17 protein-coding genes are annotated in these 19,674 nt (G+C 34.5%); 4 read left to right on the top strand and 13 right to left on the bottom strand.

Translation table 11 applies throughout. The features are described 5' to 3' along the window. Positions 1–17: 17 nt before the first annotated feature. From DET63_RS21825 to DET63_RS21805, 5 genes are all read right to left on the bottom strand, one after another. On the bottom strand, positions 18–911 hold the full coding sequence (locus tag DET63_RS21825) for an isochorismatase family protein (protein WP_113937829.1): 894 nt from the start codon (positions 909–911) through the stop codon (positions 18–20). 32 nt (positions 912–943) lie between these two features. Next, on the bottom strand, positions 944–2,560 hold the full coding sequence (locus DET63_RS21820; protein ID WP_113937828.1) for a (2,3-dihydroxybenzoyl)adenylate synthase: 1,617 nt from the start codon (positions 2,558–2,560) through the stop codon (positions 944–946). Between the two features lie 12 nt (positions 2,561–2,572). Continuing rightward, positions 2,573–3,772: an isochorismate synthase DhbC gene (gene dhbC, locus DET63_RS21815; protein ID WP_113937827.1), complete on the bottom strand. Its 1,200-nt coding sequence runs from the start codon at positions 3,770–3,772 to the stop codon at positions 2,573–2,575. A gap of 26 nt (positions 3,773–3,798) precedes the next feature. Beyond that, on the bottom strand, positions 3,799–4,584 hold the full coding sequence (dhbA, locus tag DET63_RS21810; protein WP_113937826.1) for a 2,3-dihydro-2,3-dihydroxybenzoate dehydrogenase: 786 nt from the start codon (positions 4,582–4,584) through the stop codon (positions 3,799–3,801). 629 nt (positions 4,585–5,213) lie between these two features. After that, positions 5,214–6,416 (bottom strand): L-lactate MFS transporter, encoded by a 1,203-nt coding sequence (locus DET63_RS21805; RefSeq protein WP_113937825.1) that lies wholly within the window; start codon positions 6,414–6,416, stop codon positions 5,214–5,216. A 694-nt stretch (positions 6,417–7,110) separates the two neighbouring features. Here DET63_RS21805 and DET63_RS21800 point away from each other — a divergent pair. Beyond that, the gene (locus tag DET63_RS21800; protein ID WP_002012762.1) at positions 7,111–7,296 is read left to right on the top strand and encodes a YkvS family protein; all 186 of its coding nucleotides are present in this window, start codon (positions 7,111–7,113) and stop codon (positions 7,294–7,296) included. Between the two features lie 58 nt (positions 7,297–7,354). On the opposite strand, the gene DET63_RS21795 is transcribed toward DET63_RS21800, so the two are convergent. Then, positions 7,355–7,654: an ArsR/SmtB family transcription factor gene (locus DET63_RS21795; protein ID WP_097832019.1), complete on the bottom strand. Its 300-nt coding sequence runs from the start codon at positions 7,652–7,654 to the stop codon at positions 7,355–7,357. A gap of 335 nt (positions 7,655–7,989) precedes the next feature. Here DET63_RS21795 and DET63_RS30370 point away from each other — a divergent pair, with 335 nt between their 5' ends. Then, positions 7,990–8,163, top strand: a complete 174-nt coding sequence (locus DET63_RS30370; RefSeq protein WP_001142748.1) for a hypothetical protein — start codon at positions 7,990–7,992, stop codon at positions 8,161–8,163. 123 nt (positions 8,164–8,286) lie between these two features. On the opposite strand, the gene DET63_RS21790 is transcribed toward DET63_RS30370, so the two are convergent. The 4 genes from DET63_RS21790 to DET63_RS21775 form a co-directional block, all read right to left on the bottom strand. Next, positions 8,287–11,376, bottom strand: coding sequence for an AAA family ATPase (locus DET63_RS21790; RefSeq protein ID WP_113937824.1), 3,090 nt, complete (start codon positions 11,374–11,376; stop codon positions 8,287–8,289). Further along, a complete protein-coding gene (locus DET63_RS21785; protein ID WP_002012752.1) occupies positions 11,373–12,530 on the bottom strand; it encodes an exonuclease SbcCD subunit D in 1,158 nt (385 codons plus the stop codon). Before DET63_RS21785 ends, DET63_RS21790 begins: the two co-directional genes overlap by 4 nt. 15 nt (positions 12,531–12,545) lie before the next feature. After that, complete coding sequence (locus tag DET63_RS21780) at positions 12,546–12,785, bottom strand: DUF2584 family protein (RefSeq protein ID WP_002085739.1); 240 nt, start codon at positions 12,783–12,785, stop codon at positions 12,546–12,548. Between the two features lie 185 nt (positions 12,786–12,970). Continuing rightward, positions 12,971–13,228 carry a hypothetical protein gene (locus DET63_RS21775; RefSeq protein WP_001119412.1) on the bottom strand — a complete coding sequence of 86 codons (258 nt, stop codon included), beginning with the start codon at positions 13,226–13,228 and terminating at the stop codon, positions 12,971–12,973. A 356-nt stretch (positions 13,229–13,584) separates the two neighbouring features. Here DET63_RS21775 and DET63_RS21770 point away from each other — a divergent pair, with 356 nt between their 5' ends. Together DET63_RS21770 and DET63_RS21765 are read left to right on the top strand one after the other, a co-directional pair. Further along, a complete protein-coding gene (locus tag DET63_RS21770) occupies positions 13,585–14,637 on the top strand; it encodes an enoyl-CoA hydratase/isomerase family protein (protein ID WP_002065275.1) in 1,053 nt (350 codons plus the stop codon). Between the two features lie 159 nt (positions 14,638–14,796). Further along, positions 14,797–15,426 carry a LysE family translocator gene (locus DET63_RS21765; protein ID WP_181777947.1) on the top strand — a complete coding sequence of 210 codons (630 nt, stop codon included), beginning with the start codon at positions 14,797–14,799 and terminating at the stop codon, positions 15,424–15,426. Positions 15,427–15,532: 106 nt separating this feature from the next. On the opposite strand, the gene DET63_RS21760 is transcribed toward DET63_RS21765, so the two are convergent. The 3 genes from DET63_RS21760 to DET63_RS21750 are packed head-to-tail and all read right to left on the bottom strand — an operon-like array spanning position 15,533 to position 19,649. Continuing rightward, on the bottom strand, positions 15,533–16,993 hold the full coding sequence (locus tag DET63_RS21760) for a CoA-acylating methylmalonate-semialdehyde dehydrogenase (RefSeq protein ID WP_113937822.1): 1,461 nt from the start codon (positions 16,991–16,993) through the stop codon (positions 15,533–15,535). 39 nt (positions 16,994–17,032) lie between these two features. Beyond that, entirely contained in the window at positions 17,033–17,923 is an 891-nt protein-coding gene (locus tag DET63_RS21755) for an NAD(P)-dependent oxidoreductase (protein WP_002031851.1), read from the bottom strand. 16 nt (positions 17,924–17,939) lie between these two features. Then, a complete protein-coding gene (locus DET63_RS21750; RefSeq protein ID WP_113937821.1) occupies positions 17,940–19,649 on the bottom strand; it encodes an acyl-CoA dehydrogenase family protein in 1,710 nt (569 codons plus the stop codon). Positions 19,650–19,674: the final 25 nt, after the last annotated feature.

Here is a 19,674-nt window from a genome sequence, read left to right as displayed (position 1 = left end):
ATTATGTAGTCTATTTGTTACAGCACTTGTGCTGCTTGTGAAGATAGTAAACGGTACCAATCATCAACAGTTGGACGTTCTGCTAAATCTGCAAAAGTGATTTCTTTCCCTTCGCGACGCCATTTCTCTACTAAACTCATAATTCTGACCGAATCAAGTCCTCTATTTAATAAGTCTTCATCAACTTCAATACTCTCTACTGGCTCACGGAGTAGTTGTGCAACTAGTTCATGTACTTCCTGTAAAGTGATTCCTTCACTGTCATCGCCTTTTACACTTTGTAAATCTTTTAATAGTAAGTTTGTTGATGTCGTTACTGCACATCTATTAGATGCATACTCCAATGCTTGTTTATGATGCTCTAGTGAAAAATCAGCAACTGCATCTGCTACAAAAAATGGCTGGATACCATCCATAAAAGCTTCACAAGCTGTTAAAAGGCAGCCAATATGCGCATAAATACCGCAAATAATAAGTTGATCTCTTCCCTGTGCATTTAAAATTTCTAATAGATTCGTCTTTTTAAATGCACTATATCTCCATTTTGTTAGGAATATATCATCCTCATCTGGAGTAAGTTCATCGACAATTTTCTTTTTATCTGGCCCAGCAGGAATACCGTCACCCCAAAAGTCTTGTAATAACCCTCGTTGTTCCAACGTTTGTCCACCAGGTTGTGCTGTATAAACAACTGGTATACCTAGTTCCTTACATCTTTCTCTTATCACCTTAATATTTGAAATTAGTTCTACTTTTGGCGATTCTGTATCGCTATATGCATCAAGAAAGTATTCTTGCATGTCATGGATTAGAAGAACCGCACGTTTCGGATTTGGCGTCCAATTCACTTTATTTTTTGGTAGTTCTGATTCAATTGGCATTTTATATACTGAAATAGATGGGATAGCCATCTAATCACTTCCTTCCAAATTTTAATAGTTTTTTATCGTTTTACTGTAATAAGTTTTTCAGCAATGGCTTTACGTAATTCTTTTTTGCTTACTTTTCCAACACCTGTTTGCGGGAATGATTCAATAAATTCAATTCGATCTGGAATCTTATAAGCCGCTATACCACGTGCTCTTAAAAACGTTTTTAATTCACTTACAGTTGGAGATTGTCCGCGAGCTATAACAAAAGCGCAAGTACGTTCTCCTAAATAATCGTCAGGCATAGATACAATTGCTACATCATGTACTGCATCATGCGCTAATAGATGATTTTCAACCTCTTCCGCAGCAACCTTCTCACCGCCACGATTAATTTGATCTTTATCTCTGCCTTCTACAATGATGTAACCTTGTTCATTTACTTTCACAAGATCTCCTGTACGATAAAATCCATCCTTTGTAAATGATCTTGCATTATGCTCTTCCGCTTTATAATAGCCACGAATTGTATATGGCCCTCTTGTTAATAAACTTCCTACTTCACCGAGCTTTACATCGTTATCATTTTCATCAACAACCCTTACTTCATCGAATGTAGACATCGGTCTACCTTGTGTATGAATAATGATTTCTTCAGGATCATTTAATCTTGTGTAATTTACTAACCCTTCTGCCATACCGAACACTTGCTGTAACGTACATCCAAATGTAGGGCGTATACGCTTCGCAACTTCGGCACTAAATTTCGCACCGCCTACTTGAATAACTTGCAAGCTCGATAAATCGTCGTTACGAGAAGATACCGCATCAAGCCAAATCATTGCTAATGGTGGAACGAGCGCTGTAATCGTAACTTTTTCTTTTTCTATAAGAGCAAATGACTCATCTGGACTACCTCCAGTTGCCAATACTACTTTTCCAGCCGCATAGAAAGTTCCAAATGTTCCTGGAGAACTCATCGGGTAATTGTGTGCTACTGGAAGAACTGCCATATAGACGCTTTCTGCATTTAAATTACAAATGTCAGCGCTAATACGTAAACTATAAATATAGTCATCATGTGTTCTAGGAATTAATTTAGAAAGTCCTGTCGTCCCTCCTGATAATTGGAGAAACGCAACATCACTTGGCTGAACTTCTGGTAACGGAACGGGATTCATGTAAAGTTCATTTATACTCACAAACTCTTCCTCTTCCCCTACTACGATTACATGTTGTAAAGTAGGCACTTTTTCTTTTACTTCTCTTGCTAGTTTTCGGTAATCAAAGCCGAGAGCCTTGTCTGAAATAACGTAAGCACTCGCCTCACCAAACTCACAAAAATAACTAATTTCACTGCTTCGATGTGAAGGTAGTGCAAAAACAGGAAGCGCTCCAATTCGAAATAGTGCAAAGCATATTTCGAAAAACTCTATAATATTAGGTAACTGGATTACAACTCGATTCTCTTTCTTTATTCCTAAATTCAGTAAACCTGAAGCTAAGCGATCTACCTGTTTATCAAGTTCACTATAGGTTATTTGTGAATTACCACTTACAATCGCAATTTGATCTCCATGTTTTTCAGCGCGTTCTTTTAACATCGAACCAAATGTTTCTCCAAGCCAACACCCTTCTTCTCGATAGCGATTGGCAAATTCTTTTGGCCATTCCGTATAACCTATTAACATTCTTTCTTCCCCCTATTTTTCATTCAGCGAATTATCTCTTAACCCTAAAGCCTTCAACATTGTTTGGAACTTAGCTGATGTTTCTGCTAACTCATCTTCTGGCTTTGATTCAGCAACAACTCCAGCACCTGCATATAAGCGAAGTGTATTCTCTTGCACTTCAGCACAACGAATTGTAACAATCCATTCGCCATCTCCATTTAGATCGCTCCACCCTAACATTCCTGTAAAGAATTCACGGTCAAATGGCTCAATTTTTTGAATAGCCTCTCTTGCTTCTTCCATTGGAGTTCCGCAAACTGCTGGCGTAGGATGAAGAGCAATTGCTAATTGTAAAGAAGAAGTATTTGGATCCTTAAGTTCACCTTTCACTTCTGTAGACAAATGCCACATTGCTTCACTATGAATAACTGATGGTTTTTCTGGCACATACAATGTATGACAGTACGGACGAAGCGCAGCAGCAACCGCTTCAACTACTACCGCATGTTCATGTAAATCTTTTGGAGAAGAAAGTAATTCTTCTGCTCTTCTTTTATCTTCTACTGGATCCTCACTTCGTGGTCTTGAGCCAGCCAACGGATTTGAAATTACTTGCATACCACTACGTGAAACAAGCAATTCAGGGCTTGCTCCAATTAACGTCTTATTGTTCTCGTTTTCATCTTTCGGTAAATTCACAGCAAATGTATAACCGTGCTTATTATGCTCTGCTAATTCGCGAAGTAGTTTTTGTTGATCAATTTTCTCGGAAAACTTAACATCCAACGATCTAGATAGAACGATTTTCCTTAAATCTCCATCCTGAATTTTTGCTATTCCTTGCTTCACACCATCCATATAAACTTCAGGAGCTGGAACCGGTGTCATTTCAAATGTTAGTTTCTCATTTCGTTTTATCTCATTTGTTGTCTCTAACTGTAAACGCTCAGTAATTCTACTATGTTCTGATACGATAAGTTGAACTTCTTTTCTACGATCAAAAGGCAAAGCACCAACAACGATAGGATTCGGATTTCCAGCTTGTTTTGCATTACTTAATACCGCTTGTACAAGTTCTGGAAAGCTTTCAATTTCACGATGTTTTACTGTAGTAAACTCTCCTTCTGCTAATATTGTTCGAGTTGGTGAAGCGAAAAAGAATGAAGATTCTGTCTTATAATCTTCTAAAAGTTCTTCTGACAGTTCCTTTACGGCTGTAAGTTCATTCATAGTATAATAACCTCCTGAATTTTTTATTAAGCTCCTAATGTAGCTCCGCCATCGACACATAAATTGTGCATTGTAATATGACTTGCTTTATCAGAAGCTAAAAACAATACTGCTTCAGCAATTTCTGAAGGTTGTGCAATTTTTTGTAACGGAATACCGAGTCTATATGTATTTTGAGAACCAGCAATTATATTTTCAGCTCCATTCTCATCAGCCCATAGTAATCTTTGCATTTCAGTTTCAGTAGAACCAGGAGAAACTAAGTTGCAGCGAATATTGTATGCTGCAAGCTCTAATCCTAAACACTTCATAAACATTGTCGTTGCGGCTTTTGATGCAGCGTACGCAGCCATTTCCATTCTCGGAGTATTTGCCGCATTTGAACCAACTGTAACAATTGCCCCTGACTTTCTTTGCATCATATGTTTACTTACTGCTCGAGACATATAGAAAACTCCTGTAGAATTTACAGAGAAGGTTTTATTCCAATCTTCATCACTTAAAGAGTGAATTGGTCCCATACGTAATACCCCTGCAACATTTATTAATATATCTATTGGTGCTATATCATTTTCAATACCGTTTACCATATCTTCAACAGCGGTACTATCACTCACATCTAAATGAAATGTTTTCATACGTGTTTCATTAAATTCATTTTCATTTAAGAGTACGTTTAACCCCTCTTCATTTTGATCAACCGCAATAACTGTAGCTCCTCTTTCTAAAAACATTTTGGCAACAACACTGCCTATACCTTGAGCTGCACCTGTTACTAAAACCGTTTTTCCATCAAATTCCCCTAAGTTCATTTCCTCTATCCTTTCATTTGAAAATTAATCTAATTAAACAAATAGCTATATTGATAACGATTATCACTATCAATGTAAAAAATAATACACTTACTAAACTAATTGGTCAAGTGTACTTTTCATCAAAATATTATTCATTGATAATGTTTTTCATTTAATATTCTTACATCGAAATGATAATCTTTCTCAATAAACTTGTCAACCTATTTTTATTTTTCAGATAAATTTTTTTAGTACTTCTCAATACAATTACATCTAAAAGCATTAATAAGTACTTACATTAAAAAATTTAATTCGTACTCCTCTTTTTAAAATTGAAGAAGATAAACTGTAGATACCTTCATTTACAAAGCCTTACCAAAAACTCAAGTATATATTTTCTCAACATTTTTCTGAAAATATCGAGAAAGTATATCTTGCAATTACCGATGCATGTCGTGTTTATAATTTAAGATTTAATAAGTATTTCGAATATAATATATCAATTTATGATATTCCAATATAATCCAAACGGATACTTTACTCATTTTTTTGCCTCTAGAAAATTCCACATGTTGTAATTCATAAAAAAGCACCCTATTAAATAGGGTGCTTTTTAGTAAACATAGTGTTAAAGAAGATTTATATACTTACGCTACACTGCGATACTCTTCTTCTTTTTCTTTTTTCTGCTTAGGCACTTGGATTAAAAGTGCGATAATAAATGATACGACACATAATACGCCGATCACCATAAAAGTTGGTTTGAATCCACCTAGAACTGCACCGATAAAGGAACCAGCGAGCGCTCCAAATCCAAATCCTTGATACACAATTCCGTAGTTTTTACTATGGTTTTTCATACCGTAGAAATCACCAACGATAGCTGGGAAAATAGTGATATTTCCACCAAAGCAAAACGCTACACTTGCTACACATACGAAGTAGATACCATAATTTAAATCTACGAAACTTAAAACCAAGACTGAAGCTGCCATAGCAACAAATGTACCAGTAACGATTTTTAAACGACCGATTTTATCTGATAACGGTCCTAAAATAATACGACCTAATGTATTGAAGATTGCAACCATAGCCACCGCATTAGCTGCTGTCGCTGCGCTAAGCCCTACAAGTTGAACACCAATGTCTTTTACCATACCAATTAAGTATAAGCCACTCATACATGATGTAAATAACATAATAAATAATAAGTATACTTGTTTTGTGCCTAACATTTCTTTCGTTGTATATTCCTGAGTTTTTGTTTCATGAACTGCTCCTTGATCTGCAGCTTGATGGATTAAACAAGCGCCAAGGACAATCATAGCTGTAACAATTAAACCCCAGTATATAAACGCTTGTGATACACCAACTGATTCAATTAACTGTGCGTTAATATATTTAAAAATTAAGCTACCCGAACCATATGCAGAGACAGAAATACCAGCAATTAAACCTTTACGCTTTGGAAACCACTTTATTAAATTGGATAATGAAGTGATATATGCTGTACCATCTGCATAACCTACAACAACTCCTGCTAGTACATAAAGCAATATTAATGAGGAAGCTTGTGAACTAAGTATTAATCCTAGTCCTAATGCTAGTCCAGCTATCATAATAAGTTTTCGAAGTCCCCACTTTTCTTGCAATTTACTCGCAAATAAAGTTGAAAACGCTAAGGAAAGACTAGTAATTGAGAAAGTTATAGCAACAGCGTTTAGACTCCAACCATATTTACTAACTAAAGGCTGATTGAATAAACTCCATGTATATATCGTCCCAAGTCCCATTTGTACTATGACTGTGCCAAGGACAACAAGCCATGGATTAACATTTGATTTTTTCATATCATTCCGCCTCCTCTTTCTATTTCAATGCTATTCGCTAAATATGCTTTTTTTATTTTTATTTTCGCCACCTCATTCGACTTAACAACTTCATTGTATAGGATGTTTTCGCTCATGTAAGCACTTACAAGACGGAGCGTCAAAAATATGGAATCAGTTACAGAAAACGAAGGGTGAAATACAAAAAACTACTTGTTAAATACGTAGTAGTTTTTATAATGTTTTACATCAATACGACTTATGTGTGTTTTCATATCCTCTTTTATACAAAGTTATGCGCCCTGTTACACCATGGCTGGACTTCAAAATTTTGATTATCCTATACAAACAAAAAAACACCATATTCTTTTTAACTCTCCAGCTTTATAACATGTTGCGTCTATATTTCTTAATACAAATCATTTAATAGTCTTGTAATCTGGCTTCTCGTTACAATGCTTGTAATCAAAAATCCCACCACTTCCACTTCCGTATATCTTGTTTTTCTAACGGAACATACAAAATTACAACGTTTTTTTACAATTTTCTACATAAAAACAGAAAATATATAATTCATTTACATAATGTTGCACTTTAATTTTTATTAAACAACAAATATTTTATTGATAAATAAAACTAAACATTCACTAATATATCTATACGTGGTTTAATATATATAATAAACAAACATTTCTGACTTTTATAAGGAGGTACTATGAAAGCAAACGTAGGCGATACTATACTATTTCAACGAAATAACTTAAAGATCACAGCATCTGTACTAAAACTATACACTGAATCGGTCTTAGTTGAAGTTACAGATGTAAGCGGTGGTACTTTTGAATTTGACCGAACAATTGTAAATCATAAAAACTATAAAATTTTAAATGCAAATAAATAAAACAATACAAAATAGCCCCTGCTTAACAGCGGAGGCTATTTTGTATAATAACAATTCATTAATTTATATATCCTAAAACACTAACAATCTTGCTTGCTTTTAAATTATTAATATAATAATAAATTTCTAACCCTCTTCTCTCAGCTCTTAGCACTTTACCTTTCATTTTTGATAAATGCTGCGAAACAGTCGATTGAGGAATATTTAATATTTCTGTTAATTGTGTTACATTACAAGTTTTGCGTGCACTTAATTCATTTACAATTTGTAATCGTATTGGATGTGCCATTATTTTTAAAATATCCACATCTTCTTCAGTTACTAAACTTTTTTTTATCTCGCTCGTATATGTTGTCATAAGACATTCCCCTTTTATTTGAATTCCTTTTTATTAAAATCTGCTTCTAAATAAAATATTATCTCTAATATACAATTAAGACCCTTATATAGAAATAATAGGATTTTGATTATTTAAAAACAGCAATACTATACAATTTCATCTATTTGGTACATATACATAATACAATTTCAATTTGTGCTCTATGTGAAGTTAGCATAAATTTATAATGAAGATTTTTCAAACAATTCACATCTAACTATATACTTCCTCATAATACTATCCAGTGATTTTAACATATTTTAGGCATTTGTATATACTATCTACAAAAGAAATGTTGTTTAGGGGGAATTCAAATGCCAACAATGTTACAAGAAGAAGTTGAAGAAGCGCGCGAAACATATGTCAGTCGTATCATATTGGTCGGCGGATCAGCTTTATTTCTAGTAGGTGGTGTTATATCAGCAATTTCGGCTTTTAAAACTTATAATCGCTTGGAAAATACGCCACCTTCTACAGATAACTCGTAGGTGAATTATGTAGTTTTGAATAAAAAACAAATGCCATCTCTATAATGAGGCGGCATTTGTTTTTTCGTAAGTTCTATACTAGAAAATTGCAAACAATACTTTGAGCATGAATTATAATTGAACTTACTTCACCACAAATCTCGTCTGACTACACCCATCCTTCTGCTTCGTTACTTCTAATACAGCTGGCATTGCGTTTTTCAGTTCTTGAACGTGTGAAATTACACCGATAAATCGGCCTGATTTTTGTAAGTCAATTAAGGCGTCGACTGCTTTCGTTAATGACTCTTCATCTAATGAGCCGAATCCTTCATCGATAAACATCGTTTCGATGGAAATACCACCCTCATACGCTTGAATTACATCTGCCATTCCAAGCGCTAAGCAAAGCGATGCATTAAATTTCTCACCGCCAGATAATGTTTTTACATCGCGTGTTTGGCCAGTGTATGCGTCGTATACATCTAATCCTAATCCACTTTGTCGATTTCTCTTTTCAACTCGTTCGCTTCGTTTTAAATAAAATTGTCCATTTGATAATTTACGTAGTCGTTCGTTCGCAATTTGAACAATTTGTTCTAAATACTCAATTAAGATGTAACGTTCAAAGGATATACGACTATCGTTATCCCCTTTCATTACTTCATATAAATCAACAAGTTCTTGGAATGCTTTTTCTTCCTCATGAATTTGTTCATCAATTCGTTTAATATTTTCATGTAAATCCGTAATATATGATACGGCGTTTTGAGCACGTTGTCGTTTTTCTTTAATAATATCAAGGCTAATTTCCAATTCTTTCACTTGCTCATCTAATGAAGAAATGTCCATATACTCTTTATCTTTTAAGTCTGCTTTTAATTCTTCAATTTGTTTTGTAAGTACTTCTAGAGATGAGTAATAACTTTGGATTTCTTGTTGTAACTTATCCATCTCAGCATCATTTAATTTGGATTCTTTATATGTTAATTGATCTGTAAATCCGCTTTGTTCTAGCTCTTTCATAAAGCGTGTGAACGTCTCTTCTTTCTTCTCTTTTGCACTATTAAATTGATTAGAAGCATTATCATGTTCTGCTTGAATACGTATATTTTCATTTTGCCAATGTTGATACGCCTCTTGTACTTTCTCCCATTCATCTTCCATTAACCTAAGTTCTTGCAGAGCTTGGTCAAACTGTACTTTCCAAGCTTGTACCGTTTGCAAGCTTTCCGGAATATTTTGCTTATCATGTTCATATGACGTACGAAGCTGCATACACTCCATTTCAGTACGGTGCTGCACAGTTTCTACTTCACGCTTTTGTTTCTGGAGTTCTTCTACTTTTTCTTCTACGCTTTTTATATTCACAGCAATTTGCTTACGCGTTTCTTCACTTGCTTTTAACGCATTAACTTCTGCTGCTAATTGCTTTCCTTTTTGAACGAGCGCACTATATGTTTCTACTAATTCTTCTGAGCGATAGCCTCGCTTTAGCACTTCTTCTATCACTTGTTCATATTGAACTCGATAGAAATTCCACTTTTCTTCTAATTGAACATGTAATTTTTCCGCAATATTTTTCTTTTCTCTTAGCTCATTTAACTCTTTTTCATCAATTGCATTACTTTGCTCTGTAGCTTTTTTCGGGTGGTCCATACTACCACATACTGGACAAGATTCACCATCATGTAAATGAAGAGCTAATATACCAGCTTGTTCACTTAACCAGCGGCGTTCCATATTTTCATATGTACTAACTGCCTGTTGCATCTTATGAAACGCACTTTCTTTTTCTAGCTCGTATTTTTGTTTTTCTTGCCATACATCATATGCCTGCTTTAATACTTTTGCATCTTCTCGCATATTCGTTAGTTCTTCTACTTTAGCTACATATTGTTCAAGCGCTGCTTCTAATTGCTGTAATTCGCCAGACATTCTTTGTTTTTCATTTTTATGCGCTTCTAGTTGTTCATCTAACTTTTGCATACCTTCTTTTAATTTTCCTATTTGAATTTCAGCATTTTGCAAATTTAACTTTTTCTCAGCTAATGATGCAATAATTGGCTGTAACTCTTCTAGTCTTTGAACTTGTTTTTTAGCATTTTCTCGCTCGGATGCCTTATTCTTTAATGCTTCATATTTCTCCTGAGCAAGTGCAAAACTGTTCATTATATGCTCTTTTTTTGCGATTATCTGTTTTAACAAACTTTCAGACTGCTGTTCATATTGCATCGCTTCCTCATACCATTGCTCAAATGGTAATAATCGCTTCGCCTGTTCCGCATGTTTAAAAGATTTTTCTTTCATTTCGATTACGGCACGGTTTTCTTGTAAAATACTGTACTTCTCATTCTTTTGTTCTAAATCTTTGAATTTCTCATTTACAGCTTTTGCTGCATGAAAACGTTCCTCTGCTTCTTTTAATTGTTTCGTTTCGTCATTTTGTTCTAAGTGTAATTGCTCAACCTCTGCATTGTACCAAATTGTTTCTTGTTCTAATGCCTCTACTACTTGATGTGTATTTACATGCTCTTGCTCCACTAATGCCTCTAATAATGCTCCATCACGTATTGGTAATTTAAATACATTACGGAAATATAGCTCACGTTCTTTTTGTTTTTCTTGTAAGACGTCTTTCCATTGTTTACGCTTTTGATCTAATATCTCACGCATTAATTTATAACGATCTGTTTTAAAAATACGGCGTAGTATTTCTTCTTTATTTTCCGTTTCAGATGTTAATAATTTTCGGAACTCTCCTTGCGGTAACATGACAATTTGGCTAAATTGATGTTTACTTAACCCAATTAAATCTTCAACTTTTTTATTTACATCCGTTACATGAAAACGATCGACACATGGAACTTTTTCCTCATCAATTACTTCATATAATTCGACTGCATGTCCTGTAATTGTTTTATTTCCTTGTTTTTTATGGCCTAGTTGTCGTTTAATTTCATAACTTTTTCCTTTTAATTGAAAAGTTAATTCCACACTTGTATAAACATCATCATCAGCAAATTGGCTACGAAGCATGTTAGTATCACTGCGCTCTTCTCCACTAGCTTCTCCATATAATACATAACAAATTGCATCAAAAATCGTTGTCTTTCCAGCTCCTGTATTTCCAGAAATAGCGAAAATACGATGCTCACCAAGATCTTTAAAATCGATTATTTCTTTCTGTTTATATGGACCAAACGCGGTCATTATAAGCTGAATCGGTCTCACCCTCGCTCACCTTCCCGTTCTTGCACTGTTTGCAAAACATCTAAAAATAGACGTTCTTTCTCTTCTGATAAATCTAGCCCTTTCATTTCTTTATAAAATGCTTTTAAAAGAGATAAATCATCCGTTTTATGTCTTGAAACAGTTACTTCATTTTCATCTGTGAACTCTCGTCTTTGAATAGATCTTTCAACATGCATTGCATTTGGGTATACAGAACGTATTTTTTCCATTGGCTGCAAGACAGGATTTTCATCTAATAATTTCACAAACACATAATCTTCACTCACTGGATGAAGCAATAAATCGTCTATTTTCGCTTCTACTGTACGCATTTTACGACGTGGTGTAAGTAAACGTTTTTCAATTGTTGTTTCACCTTTTTCATCCAGTTCCACAATATAATATCCTTTTTTATGCTTTTCTTCAGAAATAGAATATGCAAGTGGTGAACCTGAATAACGAATTGTCTCATTACGTACAAAATGCGCTTGATGTAAATGGCCAAGCGCCGTGTAATGAAACTTATCAAAATAATGGCTATTTACATATTCAGCACCACCAATTGAAAGTGGTCGTTCCGCATCACTCGTATTTTCCTCTGCCTCTCCTGAAGAAGTTACAAATGCATGTCCTACAAATATGTGTCTCGCTTCTTTATCCATCGTTTCAGAGAGTTCGTTCATAAAAATACGCATCGCATCATCATGAGAACGAACATCTTCATTTTTCAATATATGTCTAACAATACTTGGATCTGCATACGGAACGAGATGGAAATGAACCTCTCCGTATTCATCATTTAAAACAACAGGATTGTATGGAAACTGGAATTGTCCAACAATATGTAATCCTTGTTTTTTCATTAAATTACTACCAAAATGTATGCGGTCCGGACTATCGTGGTTTCCTGCAACTGCAATTATTGGTGTTTGTAAATCAATAACTATCTTTTGTAATACATCATTTAATAAGTCTACTGCTTCTGTAGGTGGAATTGCTCGGTCATATAAATCTCCTGCAATAATTACAGCATCCGGTTTTTCCTCTTCAACAGCTTGTACAAACTGATCTAACACAATTTTTTGATCTTCAGTCATATATACACCATGAACAAGCTTACCTAAATGCCAATCCGCTGTATGAAAAAACTTCATATTACCCTTCTCCTTTTAGTTTACTGATTGTAGTGAAACAAGCTGATAGTTTAGTGTAGTTTTTCCGTTCTCCCATTCTAACTTTTGGACAATTGCACTACCGATTCTTTCTTCGTTTGATTTATATAAAGGCAATATTTCTTGAATAGTAAATAGATGATAACCATCTAAAATTAATTGAAATAAATTATCTTCTATATGTAATCTTACTTCTTTTTCATTTGAAATAATTTTTGTATGCATCTCAAATTTCATGCTAGATACAACCCCTTTTTTCTAATCTCTACATTTTAATAGTATAGTGGTCATGCAAGATTGACAAGTAAATACACCGCGATGTACATACTTTTTTAATTATAAATATTTTATGTTTTTTTGTATAAAATACGGTATGTGAAATTATCATTTTACAAAAAATAAAAATACCCTTTCAGGCATCCTTATTTTTGTAAGTACTCTTTCATAACGTAGTACAATACAGTTATTAAGACAATCGCTACAAAAAACGCGAATACGGCCACAACATACCCATCTTTATTTAATAAAAAACATATGGAAATAGATATTATAAAAATCGGAAACACGAGACGTACCTTATCTTTCACTTCTTCTGTCGTATCTGTATGATGAAAATACTGTGTAATTCCTACCATAAGAGATGACAAAATAATTACCGACAATAGTAAAGGTCCTGGCATTCCGATCTCTCCTTTCTCTATTTCTAATTATATACAAACCCCTCGCTCTTTAAAAGTTAGATAATTCAGCCTTTTGATCTTTTCTACATCCACTCTTTAATGCATTGTTACGCCACGTATACTAACTCAATTTAAGTTATACATATAATAGCGCCTTCAACACTATGATTTCAAATAATTGCGCTTACAGTAATGTTGTAATATTCCTCTTCATTCTCTGAAATCCTGCAAATATAACTCGTCAAAATATGCGATAAATACTAACATTAAGCACCTAATTTAGACAAAAATTATAGAGGACATTTCAGCATGTATCAAGAAATAAGAATAGAAAGATAAGTAAGGGAGGATTTATAATGACTGAACACGTTTTATTTTCTGTTAGCGAAAACGGCGTTGCATCAATTACTTTAAACCGTCCAAAAGCTCTCAATTCTTTATCCTATGACATGTTACAGCCAATTGGGCAAAAACTTAAAGAATGGGAGCAAGATGAGCGTATTGAACTCATCGTTTTAAAAGGAGCTGGGACGAAAGGTTTTTGTGCAGGCGGTGATATTAAAACGCTATACGAAGCACGTTCTAACGAAGTTGCATTACAACATGCAGAGCAGTTTTTTGAAGAAGAATATGAAATTGATACATTTATTTATCAATACAAAAAACCAATTATCGCTTGTTTAGATGGAATTGTAATGGGCGGTGGTGTCGGTCTGACAAATGGAGCGACGTATCGAATTGTAACAGAGCGTACGAAGTGGGCAATGCCTGAAATGAACATCGGTTTCTTCCCTGATGTCGGTGCTGCTTATTTCTTAAATAAAGCGCCTGGATATACTGGTCGATATGTTGCTTTAACGGCATCTATTTTAAAAGCTCCTGATGTATTATATATTAACGCTGCTGATTACTTTATGACATCAGATTCATTACCAAATTTCCTTACCGCACTTGAAAATGTAAATTGGAAAAAAGAAGATGTACATACTCATTTAAAAGAAGTTATTCGTACATTTGCAACTGCTCCAAACTTAGATGGCAATCTTTCTTCTTCAGTAGAAGAAATTAATTCGCATTTTGCATTCGATACAATTGAGGGAATCATTCAATCGTTAGAGAAAGATCAAAGTCCATTTGCCCAAACAACGAAAGAAAAGCTATTATCCAAATCGCCTGTTTCATTAAAGGTAACATTAAAACAGTTTATTGATGGCCAAGAAAAGTCAGTTGAAGAATGTTTCGCGACAGATCTTATACTCGCTAAAAACTTCATGCGACATGAAGATTTCTTTGAAGGAGTACGCTCCGTTGTAGTTGATAAAGACCAAAATCCAAATTATAAATATAAACAATTAAGTGATGTTTCAGAAGAAGATGTAAATCGATTCTTTAACTTACTTAACGCTTAAACAAAGAGGCCATATATTGTAGCACACTCTCAGCTACTCTATATGGCCTCTTCTTTTTAGTTAAATAATTTTAAATATAATTTAATTTTATTTAACTAAAATGTATGTTAAACTAACGTTAATCGAATTTTCTAAAAACAACAAAGGAAGGCGGATAACATTATGGAAAATTTTTTTCTGTTTATTATTATGTCTATATGTCTTATTATTCTACCCGGTCCTGATACAGCAATGGCTACGAAAAACACATTGATTGCCGGCAAAATCGGCGGCGTAAAAACTGTTTTTGGTACTTGTGTTGCGCTTTTAATTCACACTTTAGCTGCTGTAATTGGTCTTTCAGCACTTATTGTAAAGTCTGCTCTTTTATTTTCTATTTTTAAATATGTTGGTGCTGTATATTTAGTCTATATTGGTATTAAAGCCCTTTTAGCAGTAAGAAACACAGAAGACTTAAATACAGATGACATTCCAATAAATAATGATAAACATACTTCTTGCTTTCGCCAAGGGTTTCTTACAAATTTACTAAACCCTAAGGTTGCAGTCTTCTTTTTAACTTTTTTACCACAGTTTTTAAATCCAAATCATAATACATTTATACAACTTCTCGTTATGGGACTTACTTATCTCATTTTAACAGTCATTTGGTTTGCTTTTTATATATTTTTAATTGATAAAATTAGTGCTTTTATGAAAAAACCGAAGACACAGCGTTATATTCAAGGGATTACAGGAATCGTCTTAATTGGGTTTGGTATTAAATTAGCCTTTGAAAGAAATAGTTAACACAATACAAACGAAAATACACTACTCATAATGAAGTAGTGTATTTTCGTTTGTATTATTTTGATAATGAGTGGGAATGCACCCCACTCATTATCATTTCACTTTATTAAAACCAGCGCTCAGTTACAACTTTTTTACGTGTATAAAATTGAACGCCATCTGTACCATTTGTACCAAGATCTCCAAAGAATGAAGCTTTGTTTCCTGCAAATGCGAAGAATGCCATTGGTGCTGGAACATTAACGTTTACACCAATCATACCAGCATCAATATTGTCTCGGAATGTTTGTGCATGTTTTCCATTTGATGTATAAATAACAGCACCATTCGCAAATTTCGATTGATTTGTCAGCTTAATACCTTCTTCTAAATCTTTTACTCTTACAATACTTAATACCGGAGCGAAAATTTCATCTTGCCAAATTTTCATTTCTTGATTTACACCATCAAAGATTGTTGCACCAACAAAGTAACCTTCTCCAACTTCTTCATTGATTTTACGGCCATCTACTAGTAAAGTTGCTCCATCTGCTACACCACTATTAATATAGCCTAAAACACGTTCTTTATGAGATTCACGGATTAATGGTCCAACATAATTATCTTCGTTGAAACCGTCACCTACTTTTAACTTCTTCGTTTCCGCTACTAATACATCAATGAATTCATCAGCAATTTCATCAACTACTGCTACTACTGAACATGCCATGCAGCGCTCTCCACTACTTGCAAACGCAGACCCAATTACACCTTGTACTGTTTTCTCAAGGTTGCAATCTGGCATTACAATCGCATGGTTTTTCGCACCTGCTAACGCTTGTACACGTTTACCATTTTTTGTACCAGTTTCATATACGTAGCGTGCCACTGGCTCAGAGCCAACAAACGAAACTGCTTGAATATCTTTATTTTCTAAAATACTATTTACAACATCTTTTCCGCCTTGTACTAAATTTAATACCCCTTTTGGAAAACCAGCTTCATAGAATAACTCTACAAGTCGCTCAGCTAAAAGTGGCGTTCTTTCAGATGTTTTTAATACGAATGTATTACCGCAAGCAATTGCAAGTGGAAACATCCATAATGGAATCATCATCGGGAAGTTAAACGGTGTAATACCAGCAACAACTCCGATTGGGTAGCGCCAAATCGATCCATCAATTCCACTAGCAATATTCGGAAGAGCTTGTCCCATCATTAAATTTGGTGCTGATGTTGCAAGTTCTACCGCTTCAATACCACGCTGTACTTCACCAGTTGCATCCGTTAGCGTTTTACCGTTTTCTAGCGTAATGATTTTTGCAAGCTCTTCTTTATTTTCTTGTAACAGTTGTAGATATTTGTATAGTTGTCTTGAACGATTTGGAACTGGCACTTTAGACCATGTTTTGTATGCCGCTTTTGCCGCTTCAACAGCTTTTTCAACATCTTCTTTTGGAGAAAGTGGAACGTAAGCGATGATTTTTCCGGTTGCCGGATTCGGAACCGCTTCTACTTCCGTACCAGTAGATTCTACCCATTCGCCATTAATATGATTTTTCACTCGTTTAATTTCAGTTGTAATCATTATATTCTCTCCTTTTTTATCATGGTTTTTATAAGTGCACTATTTTTGATTAGAAATTAATTGTTCGCTAACTTTCTTATATAAAGCAGCCATATCGTTTTCACCATATCCTGCCTCACTCGCTTCTTCATATACGTTTAATAGCATCTCACTTACTGGTAAGTGAAGTTCACTTTCTTTAGCTAAATCTACTGCAAATCCTAAATCTTTCTTTAATAAATTTACAGTAAAGCCTGGCTCATAATTTTCTGATGCAATGAAACTTTTATAATTACGCTCATAAATTCTACTTTGACCGTAACTTACATTTAAAATATCAAACATTTTATCTAAATCCATATTGTTCTTTTTCGCTAATGTTAAAGCTTCACTCACACCAGCTGTATAAAAACCAATTAATAGATTGTTAATTAATTTAACAGTTGTACCACTATCAATCTGCTCACTAACATGGAAAACATTCGCTCCAAGCACTTCCATGACAGATTCAGTTTTCTCATATACTTCTTTCGATCCACCAACCATAAACGTTAATGTACGGTTTTCTGCACCAATTACCCCACCGCTAACAGGTGCTGCTAAAAAGTCTACTTTCTTTTCCTTCGCCGATTCCTCTAATTGTTTGTTTAATTGTGGAGATACTGTACTTGTATCAATTAAAGCTACATTCGAGTGGCTATTTTCAAATAATCCTTCTTCCCCAAAATATACCGCTTCCACAGCACGCGGTGAAGGCAAACTTGTAAAAATCACATCGCATGTCTCTGCTAGTTTTGAGATTGATAGGCCGATAATTCCTCCTTCTTTTTCAAAGGAAGCTTCCGCCTCTTTATTCAAGTCCACTCCATATACTGTGTAGCTAGATTTAACTAAATTTTTAGACATTGGAAGACCCATGTTACCTAAACCGATAAAACCAATCTTTTTCATATCGCTTTCCTCCTATTTACACAATATATTTCCCGCGATTTATAATAACTTTCGCAATATCTCTCTTTTTCGTAAATAAGTTTGAGTATAAAGGCACTAATAATTGACGGATTTCAGCTAATATTTCTTGTCTATTTTGTTCTTCTGTGACAGCTGCTGAAAGAATGGAAATCGCCGATTCTTCTACTTTACGATATCCTTCTTCACAAATAACATCTGTTATCATTTGCTTCGTACGCTCTTTTTCCTCACCATTTTTACTAACTGCTTTCCTCGTACGTAAAAATGCTGATTCCATGACGTACACGTCCGTCAACATATTTGATAATACGCGTGAATATTCTTGCTCTTGCTCAATTTTTAAACCTGGAGTTTTAGAGAGCGTTTTCAAAGATTGTTTCAACAATTTTTTCGATAATAAAATGTAACGATGGTTTCTTTCTACATTTGCTACATCAATTTCTACTTCAGCATCTTCTATTTGTTCGATTTGCTTCATTAACATTTTTGCAACTGTTAATCTATTAATTTCATTCGTTCCTTCAAAAATACGACTAATCCTAGCATCACGATATAATCGTTCTACTTCGTATTCTTGCATATAACCGTAACCACCATGAATTTGTACAGCTTCATCTACGATATAGGCAAGCGTTTCAGAAGCGTTTACTTTATTCAGTGCACATTCAATTGCAAATTGGGACATTTTTTTCATAAGATCTTCATCACTCTCATGAATTGCTTCATCAATTACACCCGCTGTACGGTAAGCTGCACTTTCTGCTCCATATGTAGAAATAATCATATTGGCAATTTTCTCTTGAATCATCGTAAAATCTACTAATTCCGTTTGGAACTGTTTTCTCTCTTTTCCATATTGAACTGATAAACCGATTGCTTGTTTTGCTGTTCCAATATTTCCAAAAGCAAGTTTTAGTCTAGCGAAGTTAAGAATATTAAGAGCTACGTGATGCCCTTTCCCAACTTCCCCTAAAATATTTTCAGCGGGGATGACAACATCTTCTAAAATAAGCGTCGCTGTTGAAGAACCTTTAATCCCCATCTTCTTTTCTTCTAATCCTATTGATACACCTTCACATGTTCTTTCGACAATAAACGCTGTCATTCCTTTATTTGTCTTCGCAAAAACAACGTATACATCTGCCATATGAGCATTTGTAATCCACTGCTTCTCACCATTCAACTTCCAAGCAGTACCCTCTTCATTCAATACTGCACTCGTTTTTGCACTTAATGCATCAGAACCAGCATTTGGCTCAGTTAAAGCATAAGCCCCAATCCATTCTCCCGATGCGATTTTCGGTAAATATTTTTCTTTCTGTTCTTTCGTTCCATAATATATGTAAGGCAATGTACCTACACCGGCATGTATATTAAAAGAAACGCTAAATGCACCAGCGTAACCCATTTTCTCTGCTACAAGACCTGAGACAGCCTTTCCTAACTCGAATCCGCCATAATCTTCTGGTACCTCAATGCCTAATAATCCAAGTTCCCCAGCTTTCTCAAATAATTGACGAGAAACTTTATAGTTATGTTGTTCAATATTCTCAATTTGCGGGACAATTTCTTGTTTAACGAATTGTTCTGTCGTTTTTGCAATTAAATCTTCATCCCCTGAAAAATCTTCTGGTGTAAAGAAAGTATTATTCACATCTTTATTGAGTGAAAAAAATTCATCCCATGGTAACTTCGTTTTCTCCATCTGAATCCCCCTATCATTTCGGCCT

The sequence above is a fragment of the Bacillus sp. DB-2 genome (genome assembly GCF_003315125.1).
Classification (GTDB): Bacteria; Bacillota; Bacilli; order Bacillales; family Bacillaceae_G; genus Bacillus_A; species Bacillus_A mycoides.
The sequence above is the reverse complement of the archived record's forward strand: the minus strand, read 5'-3'. Positions and strand labels throughout refer to the sequence as shown.